At 46.7% G+C, this 24,746-nt stretch carries 21 protein-coding genes; all 21 read right to left on the bottom strand.

The features are described from left to right. Positions 1-10: 10 nt before the first annotated feature. The 21 genes from ACQCV8_RS07835 to aroC all read right to left on the bottom strand — a co-directional run bounded on the left by ACQCV8_RS07835 (position 11) and on the right by aroC (position 24,732). Entirely contained in the window at positions 11-604 is a 594-nt protein-coding gene (locus tag ACQCV8_RS07835) for a DUF1405 domain-containing protein (RefSeq protein WP_426844018.1), read from the bottom strand. A 117-nt stretch (positions 605-721) separates the two neighbouring features. After that, entirely contained in the window at positions 722-1,489 is a 768-nt protein-coding gene (locus ACQCV8_RS07830) for a c-type cytochrome (RefSeq protein ID WP_426844017.1), read from the bottom strand. Between the two features lie 44 nt (positions 1,490-1,533). Continuing rightward, positions 1,534-2,208 carry a menaquinol-cytochrome c reductase cytochrome b subunit gene (gene qcrB, locus ACQCV8_RS07825; RefSeq protein ID WP_426844016.1) on the bottom strand — a complete coding sequence of 225 codons (675 nt, stop codon included), beginning with the start codon at positions 2,206-2,208 and terminating at the stop codon, positions 1,534-1,536. 3 nt (positions 2,209-2,211) lie between these two features. Continuing rightward, on the bottom strand, positions 2,212-2,718 hold the full coding sequence (locus ACQCV8_RS07820) for a ubiquinol-cytochrome c reductase iron-sulfur subunit (RefSeq protein ID WP_426844015.1): 507 nt from the start codon (positions 2,716-2,718) through the stop codon (positions 2,212-2,214). Between the two features lie 145 nt (positions 2,719-2,863). Further along, the gene (locus tag ACQCV8_RS07815; protein WP_426844014.1) at positions 2,864-3,313 is read right to left on the bottom strand and encodes a DUF2487 family protein; all 450 of its coding nucleotides are present in this window, start codon (positions 3,311-3,313) and stop codon (positions 2,864-2,866) included. A gap of 105 nt (positions 3,314-3,418) precedes the next feature. Beyond that, positions 3,419-9,058, bottom strand: coding sequence for a type I pullulanase (gene pulA, locus ACQCV8_RS07810; RefSeq protein ID WP_426844013.1), 5,640 nt, complete (start codon positions 9,056-9,058; stop codon positions 3,419-3,421). Positions 9,059-9,227: 169 nt separating this feature from the next. Further along, positions 9,228-9,767 carry a ReoY family proteolytic degradation factor gene (locus ACQCV8_RS07805; protein ID WP_426844011.1) on the bottom strand — a complete coding sequence of 180 codons (540 nt, stop codon included), beginning with the start codon at positions 9,765-9,767 and terminating at the stop codon, positions 9,228-9,230. 72 nt (positions 9,768-9,839) lie between these two features. Then, positions 9,840-11,111: a tetratricopeptide repeat protein gene (locus tag ACQCV8_RS07800; protein ID WP_426844010.1), complete on the bottom strand. Its 1,272-nt coding sequence runs from the start codon at positions 11,109-11,111 to the stop codon at positions 9,840-9,842. 15 nt (positions 11,112-11,126) lie between these two features. Next, the gene (locus tag ACQCV8_RS07795; RefSeq protein ID WP_426844009.1) at positions 11,127-12,035 is read right to left on the bottom strand and encodes a hypothetical protein; all 909 of its coding nucleotides are present in this window, start codon (positions 12,033-12,035) and stop codon (positions 11,127-11,129) included. Between the two features lie 307 nt (positions 12,036-12,342). After that, the gene (aroA, locus tag ACQCV8_RS07790) at positions 12,343-13,626 is read right to left on the bottom strand and encodes a 3-phosphoshikimate 1-carboxyvinyltransferase (protein ID WP_426844008.1); all 1,284 of its coding nucleotides are present in this window, start codon (positions 13,624-13,626) and stop codon (positions 12,343-12,345) included. Between the two features lie 11 nt (positions 13,627-13,637). Then, positions 13,638-14,741: a prephenate dehydrogenase gene (locus ACQCV8_RS07785; protein ID WP_426844007.1), complete on the bottom strand. Its 1,104-nt coding sequence runs from the start codon at positions 14,739-14,741 to the stop codon at positions 13,638-13,640. Between the two features lie 64 nt (positions 14,742-14,805). Beyond that, positions 14,806-15,888: a histidinol-phosphate transaminase gene (hisC, locus tag ACQCV8_RS07780; protein WP_426844006.1), complete on the bottom strand. Its 1,083-nt coding sequence runs from the start codon at positions 15,886-15,888 to the stop codon at positions 14,806-14,808. A gap of 15 nt (positions 15,889-15,903) precedes the next feature. After that, positions 15,904-16,704, bottom strand: a complete 801-nt coding sequence (gene trpA / locus ACQCV8_RS07775; RefSeq protein ID WP_426844005.1) for a tryptophan synthase subunit alpha — start codon at positions 16,702-16,704, stop codon at positions 15,904-15,906. Further along, a complete protein-coding gene (gene trpB / locus ACQCV8_RS07770; protein WP_426844004.1) occupies positions 16,670-17,899 on the bottom strand; it encodes a tryptophan synthase subunit beta in 1,230 nt (409 codons plus the stop codon). The genes trpA and trpB overlap by 35 nt, the downstream gene beginning before the upstream one ends. Continuing rightward, positions 17,877-18,530: a phosphoribosylanthranilate isomerase gene (locus tag ACQCV8_RS07765; RefSeq protein ID WP_426844003.1), complete on the bottom strand. Its 654-nt coding sequence runs from the start codon at positions 18,528-18,530 to the stop codon at positions 17,877-17,879. The genes trpB and ACQCV8_RS07765 overlap by 23 nt, the downstream gene beginning before the upstream one ends. Beyond that, positions 18,527-19,285 carry an indole-3-glycerol phosphate synthase TrpC gene (trpC, locus tag ACQCV8_RS07760; protein WP_426844002.1) on the bottom strand — a complete coding sequence of 253 codons (759 nt, stop codon included), beginning with the start codon at positions 19,283-19,285 and terminating at the stop codon, positions 18,527-18,529. Before trpC ends, ACQCV8_RS07765 begins: the two co-directional genes overlap by 4 nt. After that, positions 19,278-20,297: an anthranilate phosphoribosyltransferase gene (trpD, locus tag ACQCV8_RS07755; RefSeq protein ID WP_426844252.1), complete on the bottom strand. Its 1,020-nt coding sequence runs from the start codon at positions 20,295-20,297 to the stop codon at positions 19,278-19,280. The genes trpC and trpD overlap by 8 nt, the downstream gene beginning before the upstream one ends. Further along, a complete protein-coding gene (gene trpE / locus ACQCV8_RS07750; protein WP_426844001.1) occupies positions 20,266-21,804 on the bottom strand; it encodes an anthranilate synthase component I in 1,539 nt (512 codons plus the stop codon). The genes trpD and trpE overlap by 32 nt, the downstream gene beginning before the upstream one ends. A 301-nt stretch (positions 21,805-22,105) precedes the next feature. Next, the gene (gene aroH, locus ACQCV8_RS07745) at positions 22,106-22,471 is read right to left on the bottom strand and encodes a chorismate mutase (protein WP_426844000.1); all 366 of its coding nucleotides are present in this window, start codon (positions 22,469-22,471) and stop codon (positions 22,106-22,108) included. Next, a complete protein-coding gene (gene aroB / locus ACQCV8_RS07740) occupies positions 22,468-23,559 on the bottom strand; it encodes a 3-dehydroquinate synthase (protein ID WP_426843999.1) in 1,092 nt (363 codons plus the stop codon). Before aroB ends, aroH begins: the two co-directional genes overlap by 4 nt. After that, positions 23,560-24,732 carry a chorismate synthase gene (aroC, locus tag ACQCV8_RS07735; protein ID WP_426843998.1) on the bottom strand — a complete coding sequence of 391 codons (1,173 nt, stop codon included), beginning with the start codon at positions 24,730-24,732 and terminating at the stop codon, positions 23,560-23,562. Positions 24,733-24,746 lie beyond the last annotated feature (14 nt).

The raw sequence follows: 24,746 nt of genomic DNA, 5'->3' as shown, positions 1-24,746 counted from the left end.
TGAAGAACCTTTAGAGAATTTCAAGCTTCATTCTTTTTTCTTTAATGACGAACCAGTAGCCAATCCCAATCGAGAGGACACTAAGCCAGAACGTAAAATAACCGATATTCGGCAAGTAATCCATCAGCGAATAGTAAATCGGCATCTGTCCAAACACATAGTCAATCACATCGTTGTGCAGGGTCCATCCTGCAGCTATAAGCAGATGGACAGCCCTGAAACGGTAAAAAGGAATGTAAAGGAGCCCCTGGACAGCCATGGCAAGATGGGAGGCCATCAGCATATACCCTGCCGGAGCGAGATCCCCGGTTGTGATCAAAACAAGCATATTCATGACCGTTGCCCAAATCCCGTATTTAAACAGCGTCACGACAGCAAGTGCTTCCATCAGCTTTGACCTTCTTCCAAATAAGAAGAGCAGAATGACAATTGTAAAAAACAGGCTGGCCGTCGGGCTGTCGGGAACAAAAATCAGGAAATGCGGTTCGGTCACCGCCAGCTGGCCTGTATACCAATAATATCCGTACAGAGTGCCCAGCAGATTAACGGCAAACAGCACAAACAAAAAAGGTTTCCCGGCTAAAATCAAATAGATCGTCTTCATATACCGCTCTCATTTCTTTTAAAATTTCTTCCAGCTCAGCAGAAAAGGGACTGGATAAAACAGCCCTCGGATCTGCATCCTTTTAATCATATAAAAAAGCTGACAAAATGTCAGCTTTTACTTGGACGAAACGGTCGATACAAATTCAGAAAGCACCTTAAGCTCTTCATCCGTCCCTTTAAACACACCGGCAGGCATTGTGCCCTGTCCTTCTTTCGCAATCTTGGCGATTTCTTCAGGCTTTAATCCGCTGTCGACAAGCGAAGGCCCTGCTGCGCCGCCCTGAAGATTATCCCCATGACAAGAGACACACGTTTGCTCCTGAAACACTTTATATCCTTCAGAACTTGTATCAATTTCAGCCTCTGCCGTAATTTTTCCCTGCTCCCCGATTTTCTTCCAGTCTGTAGTAGCTACAGATTCCCATGTAAGAAAGATGATGGCCGCTGTCGCAAGAAGCATCATACCGACAGTCACTGGCCGTTTAGCCGGTCTGCGTTCAGGTCCCTGGTCAAGAAAAGGGACAAGCAGCAGAGCTCCCGCTGCAATGCCCGGCATAATCATTGCTCCGATAACCGTATATGGTCCGGCAGCGTATGAATATTTTAAGAGCTGATACAAAAACAGAAAGTACCAGTCAGGCAGCGGAATGTATCCCGTGTCCGTAGGGTCTGCAACCCTTTCGAGCGGAGATGGATGAGCGACTGTCAGACACAAAAACCCTATCAGGAATACCGCTCCAACCATCCATTCCCTTAGCAGAAAATTTGGCCAGAATGCTTCGGTTTTGCCAGGAAACTCTGAATAATCTTTCGGAATGTTCGGTTTTCTTTCTGCAGGGACACGAGAATCCCCGACAAATTTCATGCCTTTTCCGCGATGCATGATTCCCCCTCCTTTTTAGATGGTGCTGTATAAAATGGTCGATTTTACAAAGGCCCGGAAATTCCCTGTTTCCGAATCATCAGGAAATGAGCCGCCATCAGACCGAATAAAGCGGCCGGAAGGAAGAATACATGGATGGCGAAGAAGCGTGTAAGAGTCTGGGCACCGACGATTTCCGGATGTCCGGAAAGGAGGGTTTTGACCTGTGTGCCTATAAATGGTGTAGCCTCTGCAATCTGAAGCCCGACTTTCGTGGCGAAAAGCGCTTTCATATCCCATGGCAGCAAATAACCTGTAAAGCCAAGGCCGAGCATGACAAAGAAAATCAGCACACCGACAATCCAGTTTAATTCACGCGGTTTCTTATACGCTCCCTGGAAAAAGACTCGAAGGGTATGAAGAAACATCATGACAATGACAAGACTCGCTCCCCAGTGATGCATCCCTCTGACGATTTGGCCGAATGCCACTTCATTCTGCAAATAATAAACAGATTCCCAGGCATTTTTAATGTCAGGCACATAGTACATCGTCAAAAACATACCGGATAACACCTGAATGACTGTGACGAAAAAAGTGAGTCCCCCAAAGCAGTAGACGAATGCAGAAAAATGATGGGCCGGATTCACATGCTCCGGTACTTCGTGATCCGCTATATCCCGCCACAAAGGAGTAATATCCAGACGCTCATCCACCCAGTCGTAAATTTTATTCAGCATCGGCTATGCTCCCTTCTTCTTGGCTTTTCCGAGATACAGGTAGCCGTCCTTCACCTGCTGTTCGAATACGTCAAGCGGAGCAAGCGGCGGTGTACCTGGAATATTATCACCGTTTTTCTCGTAACGGCCGTAATGGCATGGACAGAAAAACTGGTTCTGATTCTCCGGATCTCCGTTCCAGCTGACCGTGCATCCCAAGTGCTTGCATACAGGAGACAGGGCGACGATTTCGCCCTTTTCATCCTTAAATACCCAGGCTGAACGGGGCTCATCGGATTCATACCATGCATCCACCTGTTTAATCTTAAAATTGAACCGCTTTGGTTCAGCTGTAATTTCGTCCACCTTAACCACCTGGACTAAATCCTGGCCTGCTACGGGACGCAGAACAGGGTCAAGGGCAAAGCGGACCATCGGCATTATCATCCCTGCGGCCATAAAGCCGCCAACGCCGGTAAGCGTGTAATTAAGGAATTGCCTTCTGGATACCCCATGCTTTCTCTCGCTCATCTTTCTCCCCCTTCTATCCCCTATAGATGAAGTCTGGATGCAACGCGTAAAAAAATTTATAGTACTAGGACATTCTAATGATATATCAATCTCATAAACGGGTCAATATCATCCTTTTATGGAAAAAAGTATAATGACAGGGTTTTCATTTACATTTCCAAAATTGTAATAGAATGTTCATAATTTGCTGCAAATGACTATCGAGCACCTGTCCTGCGGCATTGCGGTCAATATTCTCCATCGGGATTGATGGGATCCATATTAGTTCGTTCCCGAGCACACCGGATGTTGTTTTCCAATTTGGATCTGAAGTAAGCAAGAGAATATATGGAAACCTGCTTAACGATTCTTTCCATTCTAAAATTCTCTCCGCCGCATTTTTTTCCCCCGGCAGATACGTGAATGGAGGACTCAAAACCAGCCTGCCCCTAAATTGCCTTTCCAGTTCCTCAGACAGCAGGGTGATAAATTCTCCGTTATACACATTTTGAAGAATGGAAGGATCAGCACCTGCAGGAATCAGCGGGACAACGATCGTATCTATGTATTCTTTTTCTTTCTCTAACGCGATTGCATCTGCCGCAGCCCATTTCATGCTGAATACACCTCCTAAGCGGTAAATTGAAAAAGAAGACAATGAAGATTAAGCTCCATTGTCTATATTTTACATGATTATTGAATTATTTTCAGAAGATTTTTATTACTTCCATCTTTTTATGATAACAGTGCCTCCTTCAGAGCGGCCAGGTATGGTAACTGCTGCCTTGCCGTCTTTTTGAATCTTATAATCCTTGCCGGAATAGAGATCCTTTGCAGACGACCCTTTACCTGCAGGAATGACGGCCTCCTTAGCTTCATCGGTCGTATTTATCCCGATCAGCAGCTCTTGTCCTTCATATTTTCTTGAGAATACAAGATAGCCGTCCTTGTTGCTTCCGGCAACGAGCTTTCTATCCCCTTTTGAGAAGACTTCGGAATAGTGCTTTCTCGTTTGCAGCAAACGGGCATAGTGGGCAGCCATCTTATTGCCGCTAATCTGATCCCATGCCATATCATAACGGTTCTCATTGAACTCACCTTTATCGAAGTCTCCCCCGTGTTTGCCTGACAGGCCAATTTCTTCCCCATAGTATATGACCGGCTGTCCTTTTGCTGTAACCTGGAGGCTTGCAGCGATCATTTGCTTAGAAAGGTCCCCATCAGCAAAAGCAGTAAGAAAACCATCTTCATCGTGGCTGCTTAAAAATTGCCCGAGCATCGCCGTGTTGTTTAGCTGGGCATTCCGTTTTTCAAGATTCGCCTCGGTTTGTTCAATGCTGCCGTTTATGAACGCCGCAGCCTCTTGCTTAAATCCAAAATCAAGCAGGGAATCCATCTGCCCGCTATTAAGATAGCCGCCTGTATTCTCCGGACTGGCTCCATAATTTTCGCCTATCAGCTTAAAATCAGGCTTTATTTTAGTCAGCTCGTTTTTAAATGCATTCCACGCAGTAGAGTCCACGTGCTTAACGGTATCTACACGGAAATAGTCGATGGTGTCACCGCGCTTTGTTTTTGCTTTTTTCAGCCAGTCTGTCTGCCACTTGATAATCTGATTGCGCACTTCCGGTTCTTCCGTCTTAAAGTCTGGCAGACCAGCAAGCTCACCCTTGATCACATCCGTCCCCCCATCGCGGAACATACCTTTGAAACGAAGGGAATCTTCAATGGCCGGATAATTCGGAATATCTTGCTGTCCGCCGTCCTTCAGGCCGTAGCCGCCATGATTCAAGACGACATCAACCATGATTTTCATGCCTTTATCATGCGCTTTGTCTATCAGTTTCTGGAAGGTCTTTAAATCGCCCAGATGCTCATCCAGCTTCGTAAAGTCCTTGGCCCAATATCCGTGGTACCCATATTGAGCGCCTTTCTTTCCGCTCCGGATATTCCAGTCAACATTATCGACAATGGGGGTTATCCATATAGTATTGATGCCCATATCTTCCAGGTAATCCAGCTTCTTGAGAATTCCCGCGAAATCACCGCCGTGGTAGCTTTCCGGATGCTTCTTATCGTAATTTTCACCGTTCGGATCATTGTTGGCCGGATCCCCGTCATAGAACCGGTCCGTAAGCATAAAATAGATTCTGGCTTCATCCCAGTCAAACTCATCCTTGGCTGAGCCTGCTGACGGAACGGATTTGATTTCAAGCTTTGCCATTCCTTTATGGGTGTTTCCATACTGGTCCTTTACCGTAATTGGCAGCTTTTTTACACCTGCGGCTACCGTGTCCTTCACGGAAACACTTATTTCATTCAGAGCGGGATCTACCCTCGTGTGTTCCATCCCACCGAGCGGCCGCAAATCTATGTGCATGTCGGATAGCTCCGCTTCAGCCTCTGAATCCGTATTCACCGTTATGACTGCATTTTCTCTGGATGAGATTTCCTTTGGGTAAGCAGAAGCCGTCACATTAATTTCCGGTACGGAATAGGTCATGACAGATTTGCCGTTTTCATCCGTATTATACGGATCACTCATTTCTGTTGTTTGTCCGTTTTTCGTTACAAGAAATGTATATTCATAGGTGCCTTCCTTTAAATTCTCCAGAGTGAAAGCAAAGTACTGATTTTTCTGATCGTATTGCATCTCTTCCGTATTGCCGTTAATTTTCACCTGGACCTTATCTATCTGCTCCTGAGAACCCGTTTCATACAGCTCCTGATCCCGGTAAATAAACGTCAGCTTTCCGTCTCCAAGAATTGGACCCTTAACAGGCGGAACGGTTTCAAAAGGTCCAACACCGCTCGTTACCATTACTTTCGTTACCGGCTGAGATAGATCTGCTTCAATGTACCGGTCTTGACCGTAAGCATCCTTTTCAGCCCAATCTGTACCTTTTCTTAGGACAAACCCTATTTTCGTTGTATCCGGGCCGATAGGAAACTTCGCTACCGCTCCGTTTTCCGTTACTTTGGAAAAGCGCTTTTCTCCATCCTCTGCTCCCGTTTGCCATGTCCAGATATTCCACCCTTCATAGTCTCCTGAAGGTCTTTTATAAGTGAATTCTACGTATCTTTGAACATATTTTTTAACCTCAACCTGCTTTTGCGCAGTGACTGAACCGCTCCTGGCAGTAATGACTGTTTTTCCCGGAGCCAGCCCGGTTACTTCACCCGAGGAGGAAACAGACGCCGCTTTTGGATTAGAGGACGTCCATTCTACAGAAGCTTCTTCCATAACCTGTCCGAATTGATCCTTCACAGTGCTTTGCAGCTGGATGGAGCTGGATTCATAGACGGCCTCTTTTCCTTGCAAAGTTATTGAAGCAGGATTGCGATCAGCCACTGTAACGGAAACAGATTGTTTAACTGCACCGCTTGATACCGTAACGGTTGTTTTTCCCGTTTGTTTTGCCCTCAGTTTTCCTCTGGAATCGGTCTGGACGATCTTTTCGTCTGCACTGGACCATTGGAGTGGCTGATTTTTCATGCTTGCTCCAAATTGATCTTTTACAGAAGCCTGAATCATCCTTGAGGCTCCAGGTTCCATATAAAGCTGAGCAGCTGGAAGAGAGATAGAGGCCGGCACGGACTCCTCTGTTCTTTCTTCATCATATAAGACCATCATGGATAGCGGCTGAACCTCAGCTGCTCCCTTGGCTTTCCCCAATACAGAAGTACCTGCCTGACGATCATTCACCACAATCTTCCATTCGTTTTCGGAAGCTGGCAGGCTGACCTTTTGTACCGAGGAATCAGCGTTATAGATAACGATAGCGTTTTTCCATTTATCCCCGTTCGCGTGATTTTTAAACTGATAAGCGACGACATTGTTTTGCTGCTGCAGAACTTCCACGTGTGCTTCTACCTGCTGTTTTTCTGTCATTTTAAATGCTGGATGTGCACTCCGAAGCTTATACAGCCCCTGATAATACTTATTCACGAGGTCAAAATCCGTTAAATCGCTCCAATCCAATTGATTGATGGCATCCGGACTTTTATAGCTGTTATGGTCTCCGTATTTGGTGCGGAGCATTTCATCTCCGGCATGAATAAACGGGATTCCTTGAGAAGTTATGGCAATTCCATTTGCAAGCAGTGAGCGTTTGACTGTTTCATTGGAAAGCTCATCTTCTGAGCTGACAGCGTGATGGGGCGTCGCAGCCGCTACAGCTTCTTCCACCGTTTTATAGGCTGCTGCATCTTCTCCCTGCAGCTTGCCGTCTTTAATCTGAACAAACCCCTCTTTTTCCTCGAGGCCCTGAGTTTTAATGATTTTATCCCACATGTTTAAATTGTCGTGAGCCGTCACGTAATTGATTGATTCGAGAGGGGAATTTGTAAAATCAGTGATGGATCCTTTTACTCCGGTCACAATCGCTTCTTCCCGGTCATTCTCCCCAGTGGCAAAACCCTTTGACGCATCATCGCTCCCGCCTTTGATTGCCCCGCGGATGTTATCATTGAAAACGGCAAAACCTTTATCTTTTTGTGCGCCTTTAGTCGTCTGAAGACTTTCTGCGAGAGGTGACCCTCCAGCTTGCCATGGCTCACCATATATTAGCAGGGTCGGATCGACTTGCTCTTTCAGTTCCTTTGTCAGCTGTTCCATCGTGTGCACGTCAATCAAACCCATAAGATCAAACCTGAAGCCATCCACCCCATACTCTTCAGCCCAGTATTTCACAGAGTCTTTAATGTATTTGCGCACCATCGGTCTTTCAGTGGCGACCTCATTCCCTGTTCCGCTTCCATTGGTATACGTTCCACTGTCATTCGTTCGGTAGAAGTAGCCGGGAACAATTTTATTAAACGGTCCGTTCTCCGTTTCGAATGTATGGTTGTATACCACATCCATTACAACCCGGATTCCTTTATTGTGCATTGCCTGGACCATTTCTTTAAATTCTTTAATCCGCACATCCGGATCTGCCGGGTCTGTTGAATAGGACCCTTCGGGAACATTAAAATTCTGCGGATCATAGCCCCAGTTAAATTTCGGATCAGATGAGGCCGGATCATCTGCCTTTAATTCGTTGACGGTTTTGAAATCATAGGAGGGCAGCAAATGGACATAATTGATTCCTAAATCCGCAAGGTGATCAATTCCGGTAGACGTTCCACTGCTGTTTTTTGTTCCCGTTTCTGTAAACGCTTTAAATTTCCCCCGGTATTTCATTCCGGAATCCGGATCCTGTGAGAAGTCTCTTACATGAAGTTCATAAAGAGAAGCATCTGCAGCAGAAGCTACAGAAGGCTTGTCCATTGGATTCCAGCCGGATGGATCTGTGGCCTCCAGACTTACAATAGCGGATCTTTGACCGTTTGCGCTTACTGCCTTTGCGTACGGATCGACTGCGTAATTCACCTTGCCGTCAGAAAACTCTATTTTATACATATAGAATTTTCCGTTCAAATCTCCTTTACCTGATCCTGACCAAACCCCATTATCTTCTCTTCTCATCACCTGTTCCGTACCATCTGCATGGTCATTTACCGTACCTTGCTCCGTATATGTACCGGCGCTGTCGTAAAGAACGAGGCTCACTTTTTCGGCTGTCGGCGCCCAAACCTTAAAATCTGTCTGTCCTGGCTTGTAGACTGCACCGAGATCGTCACCTCCATAAAAAAATTTCTTATCATCAAGGGCTTTCCTGACCGTCACCTTCTTTTCTCCAAAACGGTCGCTTTTCACGATATACGTATTTCTAACGTCAATGGACCCTGAATCTTCAACCAGAAGCATCACTTGATTATCTTTTACTTTTTTAACGGAAGCATCTATTTCTTTATTTGCTGCTTTGTCCATTAGTTTAAAGCCGTTTATATCCTCATTCTTTAAAGAGTGCGAAGAGGTGATGCTGACCCGTTCCAGCGAGTCCATCATAGCAGAGGAAATTTGTTCTCCAACATCCGTTTCGTCTTTGCTTGCATAAACCGATGAATCACCTTCAACAATCCATCCTTCCCCGCTCGTTTCTCCATCCGGGATGACCATTGTACGGGTCATTTCTTGGGTCGTCCAGTTTCCAGGCCTCGCAATGACATTGACTTTACTGGAAGAAGCTTCAAATACTGCTTTTGCGAACCCTTCAGATTCTTCTGCGAAATCCACCTCACGGCCGTCTTTCCCATCCTCCCAAATCCACAGGTCCCAGTCCTTTGCTTTTCCGTCATACCGGTAATAATTGATGGTGTAGCTGTATTTCTGTTCAGCCTTCTCCGCATTTAACCCTTTTGATGCAACCGTTTGCAAATCAGCTGATGCCGATGCTGCAGGAATACCTGCCAATGTACTGAGCACTAATAGGACAGCAGCAAAAGATGAGAACAATCCCCTTATTTTCCCCTTCATACTCTTCCCCCTAAGATCGTTTGTGAAATCGCTTGCACTTGCAAACGTTTTCATTTTCATTTTTACACGTTAATGGGATAAAAGCAATCGCTAGCAGAAAATTGAGAATATTTTACCGCCCACTTAAAAAAGCAAGATAAAAAGCCCTCGAAAATCGAGGACTTTCACCCTATTTTAGCGCGTTAAGCCTGCCGGTCAGTTCTTTAAACGCTTCTTCGTCATGACGGTCCAGCGCTTCATCTATCATGAGCAAAAGCTTATCCTTCTGGTAATTTTGAATCGCACTCTCAAGGACGCGTTCTGCAATGATCCGGTCTTTCTCATTCCCGTTTAAATGCTTCGGCATAAAGGGGTTGGCTTCCATAACGGCTGCATATTGCGGAGATTGATAGGAAGACCGGAAATTTATCTGGATATAAAGTTCTTCATCACGGTTCAGGCGGATGTCATGGAAAGATTTCTCAGCATCCGTAGTCATGACATTTTCTTTGTAAAACCTGAACGGCACCTCCTCTACACAATGGGTAGACATGATGATCCCGCGCGGGCAGTATTGGGCCTGTTCAACAAAATGAACCTTTTCCATCAGAGCATCATGGCTCATCAGGTAATTCAGAATCCAGACACACTCTCTCCGCTTCAGCTGATAGTGATTTAAAAACCATCTGATAAAATCCTTCTTCTCATGGACAGAAACAGGGGTCATCATCGTAGTTCCCTCCTCTGCTAAACATTTCTTTATATGAAAATTTCAACATTATGAATTCAAAATCCTGCCTGATCAGCTCTTAAATTCGTCTTCTAATTGCATCAATAATGCTTCGATTTCGACATTAGCCGGATCAATCATGAGGATTCTTCTGAATAAATCAATCGCTTTTTGGCGATTCCCTTCCTCGATAAGGAAGCGGCCGTACTCTTCAAGGAAATCTGTCTGGTCCTTAAAAAATTTATATGCGCGTTCATAATAGTCTGATGCCTGTGAAAATTTTTCCGTTTCGTTATAGCTTTTACCAAGAAGCCAGAAATACTGCGGATCTTCTTCTTCAAATTTCATAACCTCTGTAAGCAAGTCGATGATTTCCTCATACTGCTCCTGATGCTGATAAAGATTAGCCAGGGTGAGAACCGCTTCCGCATGGCCTGGATCTATGGCTGCTGCTTCCTTTAATAAAGAAGCCGCTTGATCCGGCTGGTTGTTCTTAAGAGCAGCTTTCCCTGCATACAAAAAGAGCTCTTTGTTCATTTCGTCCTGTCTGATTCCTTCAAGCGCTGCTTCAAGGCTTTCCTGCACCATTTCCTCTTCTTCATAGGCTCTGGCTAGAGGCAAATAAAGGGACGAAAATTCCGGGTCAAGCTCTTTTAGCTTCTCCAGCTGATGAATGGCTGTTTTTGCTTGCCCTGCCCTTAGTGCGGCGATACCGAAACCAAACAATGCATGCAAATCCAGTTTATCAGCTAACGCTTTTTCGTAGTGGGGCAAAGCGGCTTCAAACTCACCTGACCCGCTCAGGGCATCGGCAAGCCGCTGGTTAATGTCCACTCCGGCAAATGAGTCTCCGGCAGAAGCAGCCTGCTTGTAATAGGCAACGGAAGAGTGGTCATCACCGCTGTGAAAATAGAATTCTCCAAGTGCGAAATCAATCAGGGGTTCATCAGGAAGCAGTTTTTTGGCTTCCTTAAGCTTCCTCTCACTGACCTCCTGCAAGCCCTGCAGCTGATAAAGATCGGCTTGAAGCAGCAGCGCCTGAGGATAAGCATCGTCTCCTTTATCGATTTGATCGAGAATGGCAATCGCTTCATCCTCCTGCTCCAGATCAATATAGGCTTCTGCCATGAGCAAAGAAATGTCTGTTTCCCGGGGATAAAGAAGATGAAGATCAGAAAGCAGATTCAGAGCTTTGTCGGGCAAACCCCACTCATAATATTTATCTGCCAGCAGAAATTTTTCCTCATCATGTAACGTACCTTCAAGGATCGTAAGCTGTTCAAGCCCTTTTTCGGCATCTCCGTTTTCAACTAAGGTAATTGCATCGGTTAAAGTTACTGCCAAGGTCCATGTTCCTTTCTATATGAGGGACAGGGGGCTTGAATACGAGGAGCGTATCACAATATGCTTTTCCTCACCGAATCCCGGCTTAAAAAATACAGCCTGTCCGGCCTTCAGCACCCTGCCTCTTTGAATTGATATGGTTGGAATATGATTATCATAATCGAGATGCGGCTTTGTTTCAACCGAATCGCTTAAGGTGTTTTTTGTAAAGAGGTTATAGTCCGCGTCCCCATTCAGCCGGACCCTCCCTTTTTCAGGATCAATACCGAGAATCCTGAGGTCGGCTATCTTTAGAGGCTGGAGTGGATGGATGGAGTGCGGGAGCACCGGAATGCCTGTCCTGCCCATAAATGCGCTCCATTGCCTGTCAAGCTTAGGATTAGGTTCCCGATGATTCCAGAAAGGAATAAAGGTGACAGGATGCAGGTAAAGAGCATCTCTAAGCCATGGCCATGTGAAGGATTGATAGTCTGATTCATTGTTCAGCTCTGCAAAAATCAGTGAAATCTGCTGTTTTTTCGCTTCATAGATGAAGGAGGGGGTCAATGATTTGATTGGACATTTTAAAGCGAGGTAATGGTCTGCAGGGGCATTAATCAGAATCTGCCTTCTTTTTGCCGTTTTGACTGCTATTTCTTTTGACCTGTTGACGGGGATGATGGAAATAAAGCAGGTGCACCCCCTTCCAAGTACATTGTTTTTCATATGCTCCTTAAAACTTGCAAATGACTGATCCTCTTCTGTACAGGAATCCAGCATCACCTGCCCTCCCGTCATGACATAATCTTCTAAATTGACTTTCATACAGTGGAAGCGGTCTAATTGACTCCTAATCATTCTAAAGCGGTCTGCTTCTATCAGAATGGACGCCGGCTTGGTTTTCCCTTCCCTCCACAGCAAAACATGATCCAGAATATATGCCATCTTTTCCTCCCGGGGTCCCTTTTAAGACAAGCTATGCGGATCCGGAAGAAATTATGAATGACAAACACTGCCATTAAACGTTTTTTAAAAGAGCTCCACATGAAATCTTTCCGGGTTGCTTCCCGGGAATTCCGACGTTCTGGCGAGCTTGCCAGGAATTCTTCCGACCATTCACACGGCAAGAGAAAGGCCCGGCTTTTTCTGCAAGCCAGGCCTTTCAATTCTTTTATAACGCCTTCTGTCCTCATCACCGCAAATTTATTTTCCGGTTCCTTTTCTATCCGCCTCTTTAATTTGTGGGATGTCCTTACTGCTGGACCCTATCCAAATCACTGAAGAAGCCTGGATAAGAGACATTTATTGCCTCAGAACCTTCGAGCTCCAGAGGATTTTCAGTCAAGCAGGAGGCGATGGCGAGCATCATCCCGATCCGGTGGTCGCCGTGGCTTGACACCTTTACTCCGCCTTTAAGCTTCGTCTTCCCATGGATGATCATTCCGTCATCCGTTGCTTCTATATCTGCGCCGATCTTTTTCAGCTCGTTTACCACTGTATCAATCCGGTTCGTCTCTTTTACTTTCAGTTCCTCAGCATCCTTGATTACCGTTTTTCCTTCTGCTTGCGTTGCCATCAGAGCAATGATTGGAATTTCATCTATCAGCTTTGGAATTAAGTTTCCTTCAATAACCGTCCCTTTGAGCCTGGACGTTTCAATCTCTAAGTCTGCAATTGGTTCATAGGAGTCCGTTTTATGCTCTGTTACCTTCAACGACGCTCCCATATTTTTTAGCACATCCAGGATTCCATCTCTTGTAGGATTCGTGCCGACTCTCTTCAGGAGCAGCCTGCTGTCAGGTACGGACGCTCCCGCAGCGAGGAAAAATGCAGCAGATGAAATATCTCCGGGTACTTCGATGTTTGCGCCTTTCAAGGTTTGACCGCCTTTGACCGATACAGTAAGCCCTTCCTCTATCACCTCTGCCCCAAACGACTTCAGCATGCGTTCCGTATGGTCTCTTGATTTATGCGGCTCTGTCACTTTAGTCCATTCCCCGTCCGTGCTCAGCCCTGCCAAAAGAATCGCTGACTTCACCTGGGCACTCGCCACTTTTGATTCAAAATCGATACCTTTTAACGTTCCGCCTCTAACAGACAGCGGAGTAAAGTTCCCTCCTGCCCTGCCATCAATTGCAGCCCCCATTTGTTTCAGCGGCTCTGTCACCCGTTTCATCGGGCGCTTCGCAATCGATTCATCCCCCGTAAGGCAAGTATGAAAAGAAGTGCCTGCCAGCAGGCCTAATATCAGCCTTGTTGTCGTACCGGAATTTCCCGTATCCAAAAAGCTTTCTGGCTCTTTCAGCCCGTTTATGCTGCTGCCTGAAACAGACACGTTCGTACCATTTATTTCGATGTCCGCTCCCATTTTGCGGAAACAGGAAATGGTGCTCAAACAGTCGGCACCGTTTAAGAAGTTGCTGATTTCTGTTTTCCCCTCCGCAATCGAGCCGAACATAACAGCGCGATGAGATATGGATTTATCGCCGGGTATAGATATTTCTCCTTGAAGGCCTCTGCCTGATTGAAGTATCATCTCGTTTCCTCCTAGCCGAAAAACGTCCCATAGGTTGTGTATTTTTCCATGCATTCTTTGGCGCGCTCCCGGTCCGCTTCTCTTTGAAAGCTGATCCGGAGTACGCCGTTAATGTCTTCCCTCGTCTCAATGATCCGGATATTTGTTATGCTGATTTTTTCCTTTGCAAGATAACCTGTAATTTCGGAAATGACCCCTGGGTAATCCGGAACATCAATGTATAAATCATAAAATGAAGGAATCGCGCCTTGCTGTTTGACCGGCAGACCGTCACGGAACTCCTTCGCTCTGTGGAAATATTGATGGATGGCGCCTTTATCTTCTTCTCTTATGAAATTCCGGATCTCTTCCATTTCGGCAAGCCAGCTGTCAAAGAGAGTCAGCATGTGTTCTTTATTTTGAAGAAGAATATCCCTCCACATACCGGGACTGCTTGATGCGATCCTTGTGATGTCCCTGAATCCGCCGGCAGCAAGTCTCCTTGTCATCGGCTGGTCTTCTTCATGTTTTACAGCCTGATGGACGAGGCCTGCCGCTATAATATGGGGAAAGTGGCTGATCACTCCCGTTACCAAATCATGCTCATCAGGCTTCATCAATACAAAATTGGCTTTCGTCCCATTTAATAAGTGCTTCAGTTGTTCTATGTAGGGCTGCTGTCCATCACTTACCGGACAAAGCACATAAAAGGCATTTTCAAATAGATGTGATTTTGCCGCAGCAACTCCGGATTTATGAGATCCGGCCATCGGATGGCCTCCTATAAAAATGATGCTTTCCGGAAAAATCCGGCTGGCATGGCGCCCGATCTTCTCTTTTGTGCTCCCTGAATCTGTAACAATGACCCCCTTTTTCAGAGGGAGCCTGCTTAATTCATCCATAATCAGCAAAGTTTGCTCAACAGGTGCTGAAAGGATAATAACATCTGCTTCAGATGCTCCTTCCTGAATGGAGGGAACAGTGCGGTCGATCACTCCAAGTGTCACGGCAAGTCTTGCCTGTTCGTCATTGATGTCATAGCCGGTAACTGTACAGGCGGGATGCTCCTTTTTAACAGCCAAACCTAAGGAGCCGCCTATCAGTCCCAGCCCGATTAAGAAAATGTGGTTGTTCATTAAGGCACTTCCCATCATCAAGTAAAAAAAGTGTATATAAAAGAGTTTCCTACAACTCAGCTTCCTATTGAAGAAACGTTTTTAATAAATCAATAATTTCCTGATTCTGCTCCCTCGACCCTACCGTTATGCGCAAAGAAGTAGGAAAGCCAAGGGCTGCACCTGATCTGACAATATATCCGCGCTCCAAAAGCCGCTGGAACAGGTGGTTGGCATCCATGCTGAAATCAATGAGAATAAAGTTTCCTTCCGACGGATAATAGGAAAGATTCATCTCTTTACAAAATGTATAGTATTGCTGCAATCCTTCTTTATTCTGCTCCCTGCACGCCTTGATGAACTCCTGATCATCCAGCGCAGCAAGCGCAGCAGCCTGAGCAATTCTACTGGTGTTGAACGGTTCTCTGGCCGGTTCAATTTTTCGGATAAATGCTTTGCTTCCGATGCCGAAGCCGATTCTCAATGCCGCAAGCCCATAGGCTTTCGAAAAGGTCCGAAGAATCATAACGTTCTCATGCGTATCCAGATACTGCAGAGATTCCGGGAAGTCCTCCGCTGTTACATACTCGTAATAGGCTTCATCCAAAACCACAAGGATTGATGGGGGAATCTGCTTAAGAAAGTTCTCCAGTCTGGTTTTGTTCACATAATTGCCTGTCGGATTATTTGGACTGCAAATCCAGACTACTTTTGTGTATTCGTCGATGGCATCCAGCATGGCATCCAGGTCATGCTCTCCCGCTTTTAGCGGGACTTCCCGGATTTCAGCATTTTCAATCACTGCATTGTGCCTGTATTGGGGGAAGGTTGGAGTGGCCATAACCGTGTTGGATTGATGGTCAAGCAATGATCTGCAAATAATCTGCACCACTTCATCTGAACCATTCCCAAAAATGAGCTGGTCTTTGTCTACGCCGAGGCTCTCTGAAAGTTTTTCTCTTAATGCAGCGCTGTATCCGTCCGGATAAAGCGCAAGCTGGCTGATTTCTCTTTCAATCGCTGCTTTTGCATCGGGAGAGCAGCCGTAGGGATTTTCATTTGAAGCCAGTTTTATAATCCGTTCCAGTCCATACTCTTTTTTCACTTCATCAATCGGCTTACCGGGCTGATATGGTTTTAAATCAAGAAGCTGGCTTTTCACTTCCATTGCAAACACCCTTCCCTAAACAGTTTGTGCAAATAATCCCGCAAATTCCTTCACCTGCTGAAGTGCTGTTTTTCGTCCATGTTCAGACAGAAGGTCTTCATGAAGTTCCTCCAGCTTTCGGATCAGAGCACTTCCTACAACGACTCCGTCCCCTATTTCATTCATCTTCAGCGCCTGCTCACCGGAGGAAATTCCAAATCCGACGGCTACAGGAATCGGGGAAATGGCTTTTACTTCTTTAATAAAACGGAAGACCTCTTCATCAAATTCTTTTCTCTCTCCCGTGACCCCAAGGGAGGATACACAGTAAAGAAACCCATCCGAAGCTTCAGCAATTTTCTTCAGTCTCGATGAAGAAGTCGGTGCCACCATAGAAATAAAATAGATATTTTCTTCTTTGCAGCGGCTTCTAAGCTGCTCATTTTCTTCATATGGGAGATCCGGGACAAGCAGTCCATCCACGCTATTTTCGCGCATTAAAGCGAAAAAGTTTTCTTTTCCCAATTGTAACACAGGATTATAATATGTGAATAGAATGACTGGGATTTTCACTCCATTTTCTCTCATGACCGGGACAAGCTCCATGGCTTTTACAATGTTCATTCCTTGCTTTAAGGCTCTCGCCGAAGCACGCTGAATGACAGGTCCATCCGCTAAAGGATCTGAATAGGGGATGCCAAGTTCAATTGCCGCTGCGCCCGCCTCCTGCAGGGCAAGCGCAATGTCAACTGTCGCCTCAGGTGAAGGATCTCCCGCTGTGATAAATGGGATAAAAAGCTTGTTATTTTGCTCCAATTGAGTCTGAAAGTAATTCATCCTGATCCACTTCTCCTTTCAATGCTTTCATTAGCGTGTGAACATCTTTATCCCCGCGTCCTGAAAGACAGACAAGCACGGATTCGTCCGGACTCATTTCCGCTGCTGCCGTAAATGCTTGAGCCAGCGCATGGGCTGATTCGATGGCCGCCAGCAAACCTTCTTCCTTCGCCGTTTTATGAAGGGCATCGAGTGCCTCCTGATCTGTCGCAGACACGTATTTCACTCTGCCGGTTTGGGCTAGATGAGCGTGCTCGGGTCCAACCCCTGGATAATCCAGTCCGGCTGATATGGAATAAGGTTCAATGATTTGCCCGAATTCATCCTGAATTAAATAAGTGAGGGAACCGTGTATAACCCCGCTCGTCCCTTTCGTAATCGTGGCCGCGTGAAGCGGTGTATCGATTCCTTTACCGGCTGCTTCCACACCGATCAGTTCGACCTCATCATGAAGAAATGGATGGAACATCCCAATCGCATTGCTCCCCCCTCCTACACAGGCAATCACTTTATCCGGAAGTCCGCCGGTAACCGCGGCAAACTGCTTTTTAGCTTCCTCGCCGATTACTTTCTGGAAATCCCGGACCATCAAAGGATAAGGATGAGGACCTACGACAGAACCAATCATATAGAAATGATCCTCACAATGCTGCACCCAGTAGCGTATCGCCTCATTTGTTGCATCTTTAAGTGTTTTGCTTCCGGAGTGAACCGGGACCACCTCTGCACCGAGGAGTTCCATTCTAAAGACATTCAGCTGCTGCCGTTCTACATCCTCAGCCCCCATAAATACTTTGCACTCCATTCCAAACTTGGCGGCTACTGTAGCTGCAGCAACACCGTGCTGGCCGGCTCCGGTTTCTGCAATCAGCCGGGTTTTTCCCATTCGTTTTGCAAGGAGCGCCTGACCAATCGCATTATTGATCTTATGGGCACCGGTGTGATTCAAATCTTCCCTTTTCAAATAAATGGCAGCTCCGCCTACTGACTTGGTCAGATTCCCTGCGTAAGTGAGTGCGGTGGGCCTGCCGGAGTATTCTTTTAATAACCTTACATACTCCTGGCTGAATTCTGGATCCTGCTTCGCCTCCCTGTATGCGGTCTCCAGCTCTTCCAGCGGTTCCATCAGCGTTTCCGGAACAAATTTTCCGCCAAAGTCTCCGTATCTGCCTCTACTGTCCGGATACATAATCATCCACCCTTTTCTCGAAATTTTTGATCATTTCAGCGTCCTTGCTGCCGTTCCGTTCTAAACCGCTGGCAAGATCTATGCCACCTGGCTTCCTGTCTAATAGCTCTTTTACATTCGCCTCATGAATTCCTCCTGCAATAAAGCAGAATTTCCCCAATTTTTCAGCTTGCCGGACGTAATCTCCGCAAGCAGACCAGTCAAACGCAATGCCTGTTCCTCCCCACGCCCCCTGTACTTTGCTGTCTATTAAAAATCCGTCTGTATATGGGGCGTAGTGCTCCATTTTTTTACATGCATCCGCATCATGGCGGATAGCCTTCCAAACTTTTGTTTGGCTTGAACCCTTGAATGCTTCCAAAAATTCCGCAGATTCTTCGCCATGGAATTGAACTGTGTCCAAGTTAAGGGTTTTACAGGCTAGAATTGTCTCCTCCAAGGAAGGATTCACAAACACCCCGACCAGCTTCTTTCCGCCGCGGCCACATTCACTGATCCATTTCCTGACCTCTTCAGGCTCTGTTCTCCTCTTGCTTTCAGCAAAAATAAAACCAATATAATCTGCTCCGGAGCCAAGAGAAAGTCTGTAATCTGCTTTGCTTTTATTTCCGCAGTACTTCAGGAGCGGCCGCTTCATCCCTGAACACCAAATAATTCCCGCACTGCAGCCTCCTGATTGCTTTGCCTCATAAGCGATTCGCCTACAAGAACAGCATCGGCGCCGTGACTGCGGACCAGTTCAAGGTCAGAAGGCGAATGAATGCCGCTCTCACTTACGAGAAGCGCTCCATCCGGGATATACCCTTTAAACTCCCCCGCTTTCTTGATATCCGTTTGGAAAGTGGCTAGATCGCGATTGTTAATCCCGATCAGATCAGGAGTTATTTGCTTTAAAATTTTTTCCAGAACAGGAACGGAGTGAACCTCTACCAATGCATCCATTCCAAGTTCGGCTGCATGTGCGAATAGCTCGGCAAGCAGGGCAGGATCCAGGGCTTCACCGATCAGCAGAATCGCATCTGCACCAATCAGGCCCGACTCTTCAACCTGAAGGTGATCCAGGATAAAGTCCTTTCTTAAAACAGGGAGCGCTGTTTCCCGTTTCGCTTCGGATAGATAATGGTTCGCTCCCTTAAAGAACGCAGAGTCTGTCAGGACGGATAAACAGTCAGCTCCTCCGGCTTCGTACTGCTTTGCGTGAACGGCGGGAAAGAAATCCTCTTTAATGATCCCCTTTGAAGGCGATGCCTTTTTCACCTCGGCAATGAGTCCCAATTTCCGGTTCGGATTTTTGAGAGCCTCATAGAATGAACGCTTCGGCAGCTTTTCGTCATCAGGTTTCTGATAGTTTTGTATTTCTGTCTTTTTATGTTCAAGAATCCTGCTAAGCATACTTTTCCTCCTTTTTCATCTGCAGCCGCTCCAGCTGAGCAAATGCCCTGCCTGATACAAGCGCTTGCCCGGACAGGCTTACACCTTCCTCTATTGTTCCTGTATATCCGGCTGTGTAGAGAGCTGCTCCGGCGTTTAGTGAAATAATATCTTTTACTGCCTGCGGACCCCTGTTAAGAAACGCCTCCCGGATCATTGAGGCACTTTCTGCCGGGTTATCTGCTTTCAATTCCAAAGGGTTGCCTCTGCTCAAACCAAATTGCTCCGGCTGAATCCGGTAGCGGCTGATCGAGCCGTTTTTCACTTCCACTACTTTTGTTTCACCCGTAACGGTTATTTCATCAAGGCCATCCAAGCCGGTCACAAGCAGCGCATGGTCTGTTCCCAGGTGTGTTAAGGCTTCTGCCATCAGCTCGGCATACCTCTCAGAAAAAACACCTATTACCTGTTTTTTTGCATTTGCAGGATTCGCGAGCGGACCAAGGACATTGAATGCGGTCCTGAACCCGATTTCCTTTCTTGGATTTACTGCATGCTTCATAGATGAGTGGAACAATGGGGCAAACAGAAAGCCCATATGGTTTTCCTTTATTGACTCCGCCGCCTGCTGCGCTGTCCCGGCTGCACGGATTCCGAGTGCTTCCAATACGTCAGCGCTCCCGCTGCTTGACGTAAATGAGCGATTCCCGTGTTTAGCCACCTTCACTCCAAAAGAGGAAGCAACGATTGCTGCCGATGTTGAGATATTAAAAGTAGAGGCGTGGTCACCACCGGTTCCGCACGTATCGACTGCGTTTTCAAGTCCTTCTATTCCAATCATTTTTTCTTTCATCGCTTCTGTAAACCCGACGATTTCCTCTGCCGTCTCTCCGCGGAGCCTCAAAATAGATAAGAAGCTGGCAATCTGGCTCGGAGTTGCGCGGCCGCCCATTATTTCAAGCATCGCTTCTTTCGCTTCCCCTCTTGAAAGGAGGGAGCCTTCAACGGCTTTGGATAGGATGATTTTCATAATTTGCCTCCTTGCCGAATTGCTCGTTAGCCAATTCGATTGCTTTAATCAGCGCGCTTGCTTTACTGCGTGTTTCTTCCCACTCATTTTCAGGGATTGAATCCGCCACAATGCCTGCTCCGGCCTGAACATAGGCTGTTTGATTTTTTACAACGGCTGTCCGGATTGTAATGCATGAATCAATATTTCCATCAAACCCGATATAAGCAATACTGCCGGCATACTGATTTCTCGCTGTTGGCTCTAGCTCCTGCAGAATTTCCATCGCCCTGATTTTAGGAGCTCCTGAAACAGTGCCGGCAGGAAAGGAAGCGAGCAGGGCTTCGGTTGGGTGAATTCCTTCTCTGATATTCCCGGTCACTTTTGAAAGCAGATGCATCACATGTGAGAAGTAAGTCAGCTCCATATAATTTTCCGTTTTAACAGAATGATAGGCAGCCACACGGCCAACATCGTTTCTGGCGAGATCGACGAGCATGAGGTGTTCGGCTTTTTCCTTTTCGTCTGCGAGGAGGCTCTCAGCCAGCTCCAAATCCTCCTGTCTGTTCCTGCCCCTCTTTCGGGTTCCGGCAATCGGATGAATTTCCAGATGGCCATTCTGTACATGGATCAGCCTTTCTGGAGAACTGCCGACGATTTCAGTTTCTCCGAACTTTAAGTAAAACAGGTACGGGGAAGGATTAACCTTCCTCAAAATCCGGTAAAGTTCAAAGCCATCCGCATACAAGGGGATTTCAAAGCGCTGGGATAAAACAGCCTGAAAAACATCTCCAGATGATATATAGCCTTTGATTTTTTTCGTTTTTTCAATAAATTCACTCTTCGTCATATTCGTTTTCACTCGCTCGAAACTGACGTCTCCCCGTTGATCAAAGGCAAGGAACAGCTCTTTAACCGGGTCAAAATGTTCCAGCTGAGCGAGCAAGCCGCTTATACTGTTTTTCGCTCGTTCAAAGCTTTCCTCGAGCTCCTGTCTTTGCTCCTTGCCATTTAAAAAGCTGAATTCTACAAAATAAAGCTGATTATTCTTATGATCCATTGCGATATAGGTGCTGCAGACAGCGAGCCTGCACATTGGATCAGCAGGACGAGAATCCGGATGCCTCGGGATTTTTTCAAATAAACTGATCGAGTCGTATCCAATGTAGCCAACGGCCCCGCCCCTGAATGGAATAGGCAGTTCAGGAAGTTTAATCTGCAAGGATTGATCCAGATGCCGGAATATGTCCGGGAGATCTGATGAAGTGAATCTGACTGTTCCATCCTTCTCCTTGATGACAAATAAGCTGTTTTCCTCTTCGATCGTCATGAGAGGATTCAAGCCGATAAAGGAGTAGTTTGACCAGTCGGATTCCCGGTCACTGCTCTCCAGAATATAAACAGCCTGCTTCTTTAATGCGCTGAATACTTGAATAGGGGTTAAGGTATCGATTTTGTAGGACTGGACAACCGGAATGGTGCGGTAGTCCACTGCATCTTGTAAAAATGAGGGTAAATCTGTATGGTTCACTCCTGGTTCCTCCTCTTTTTGCAGAGGAGAATGGGTTGAGCATATAGAAGGTAAAACGTATTTGTCCGGGGAGGATGCGGTACATGCTAGAACAAAATAAGCCCAAAGGCACACATTTGTGTGACTTTGGGCAGCATAGTCCGTATCTTGGACAAGAAAAAGTATTCCTCAGCTATACTCACTCATTCTCTGCTACCCTAAACTCTGCTCTGGTCTTGCTCTCTCTGCTCTAACTCTTTCTTGTATCTTACTGAATATTTTAGTATGTTACCTCTCTGATGTCAATCCGAAGAGCCTGAAGCTAAGGATGCTGTAAATCAGGTCTTAAGACAACAGCCCCCTCAAGGTATATGTGGTGAATGCTTTGAGGCTCGGCATCCGTCTCAACGTGCATCATCACTCTTATGCATTTTTCAAGTGCATGGGGCACATCAATTTCTGCCATGCACATGACCGGAACATGCTTCCACCCTTTTAATTCTCTAAGGGATTTAGCCGGGAAAGCGGCATTCAAATCCTTTGTGGACGTAATGATGACGCTGGAAACTTGGTCCGCTTCAATGTTGTTTTCGGCAGCCATCTTTTTAAATAGGATTTCAGCGGCGGTCCAGATGGATTGCTCTGAATTATCCGCTGCTGTGGTAGCACCCCTGATCCCTCGTATCATGCAGCCTCCCCCTTTCGGAACGCTTCCAGCAGACTTTTTAGTTTTTCAGGAAGAAAGGACTTGATAACTGGCGATCCGATTTCATTAAGCAAAACCATCCGGATCGCACCGGAATCCGCTTTCTTGTCCGCTGCCATTAAAGTAAGCAACTGTTCGGAAGAAAGCCCCCCGGGAATATTGGAAGGAAAGCCGATGGCCTGAAACCAGCTTGTATATTTCGCATAGTTTATTCCGAGGCCGAGCTCCTTTTTGCTAAGCCACAGGGCAAAAAGCATTCCTGCAGCGACTGCATCTCCATGAGTCATTTTCCCGTAGCCCAGAGCTGCTTCGATTGCATGGCCCAGCGTATGGCCAAAATTCAAATATGCCCGGATGCCGGTTTCTTTTTCGTCATCTGCCACAACACTCGCCTTTATTCTGATTCCCGCTGTTATGATCTTAACCAGCTGATCTTCAGTCGGGCTTTCGATAGCGGAAGGATTTTCCTCAAGCCAAGAAAGAAAGGACGCATCCGCAATTAATGCATGCTTGATTACCTCTGCCATTCCTGAACGTAATTCACTTTTAGGCAGGGTGGCGAGAAATTGAGGATTGAAAAAAACCGCTGCCGGCTGATGGAAGGCACCGATCATGTTCTTGCCTTCCGGGTGATTTATGCCCGTCTTCCCCCCTACCGCACTGTCATGGGCAAGCAAAGTCGTCGGAATTTGAATAAAGGGAATGCCGCGCATATAAGTCGCTGCAGCAAATCCGGCAAGATCACCGATCACCCCTCCGCCAAGTGCCGCAATCATGCTTTTACGGTTAAGACCCTTTTCAAGCGCAAAAGTTATGATGGAATGATACTGTTCGAAGGATTTAGCCTGTTCACCGCTGTCAACGGTAAACACCACTACCTCCCCCAGCTCTTGAAGCTGCTCGGTCACACGCTCACCATACAGCCTGAAGACGGTCTTATCTGAGATAAGAAGGATTTTCCTGGAAACCGCTGATTCAGGTGATAATACTTCTTTCATTTGCGCCAACGCTTCCCTGCCAACGAAAACAGGATAGGAGCCGGTCCCTGTTTGTACAGTTACTGTTTCCATTTAAAACTCCCTCGCGCGCTGCCGCATTAGTTCTGCATTCTCCCGTATGAGATCCATTCGATCCTGACCGAATTGCTCTGTAATAGCCGCTGCCAGCTCCCAGGCAACAACTGCCTCGGCGACAACGCTCGCTGCAGGTACAGCACAGCTGTCAGATCGCTCAATGCTTGCTGAAAAGGGTTCTTTTGTTTCAATGTCAACACTTTGAAGAGGCTTATACAATGTCGGGATTGGCTTCATCACTCCGCGGGCAATAATCGGCATCCCTGTCGTCATTCCGCCTTCCAAGCCGCCCAGCCGATTCGTCTTCCGATAGTAGCCCCGCTCTTTATCCCATGCAATTTCGTCATGAACTTCACTGCCGAATCTTCTTCCAGCTTCAAACCCAATTCCGATTTCCGCTCCTTTGAACGCATTGATGCTCATGATGGCCGCTGCAATTTTCGCATCCAGCTTCCGGTCATAATGCACGTAGCTTCCTACTCCGGGAGGCATGCCTTCCGCCACCACTTCCACGATTCCGCCGATGGAATCGCCATTTTCCTTAGCCCGGTCAATAGCTGCCATCATCTCTGCAGCAGCCTCTTCATCCGCACAGCGGACAGGAGAATCCTCAGTTTTAGCTTTCAGCTCCCCGACATTAGAAATAGAAGCATGCTTAGAGCGGATGCCGCCAATTTCAAGAACGTGTCCGGCTATTTGAATGCCGCACTCTTCCAGAATTCTTTTAGCCACTGCCCCGGCAGCAACCCGGACCGTCGTTTCTCTTGCAGAAGATCGCTCCAGAACATTTCTCATGTCGCGGTGGCCGTATTTTATGGCTCCGTTTAAATCAGCGTGCCCGGGTCTCGGACGGCTGATTTGCCTTTTCACTTCGGCTTCCTCATTTTCCTCTAAAGGCTCTGAACCCATTATTTTGGTCCAATGCTTCCAGTCTTTATTTTCTACAGTCAGGGCGATCGGTGAACCAAGCGTTTTTCCATGCCTCACTCCCCCGGTTATCAACACCTGATCCTTTTCGATCTGCATTCTGCGGCCTCTGCCGTATCCCTTTTGTCTTCTGGCCAAATCCAGGTTTATATCTTCGGCTGTCAGCGGCAATCCGGCTGGAACGCCTTCGAGAATAGCCGTCAGCTGCGGCCCGTGCGACTCTCCGGAAGTTAAATATCTCATACTCTGCAGACTCC

Source organism: Metabacillus sp. 84, from assembly GCF_050107715.1.
Taxonomy (GTDB): domain Bacteria; phylum Bacillota; class Bacilli; order Bacillales; family Bacillaceae; genus Metabacillus_B.
This window is presented reverse-complemented; position numbering and strand designations above follow the sequence as displayed.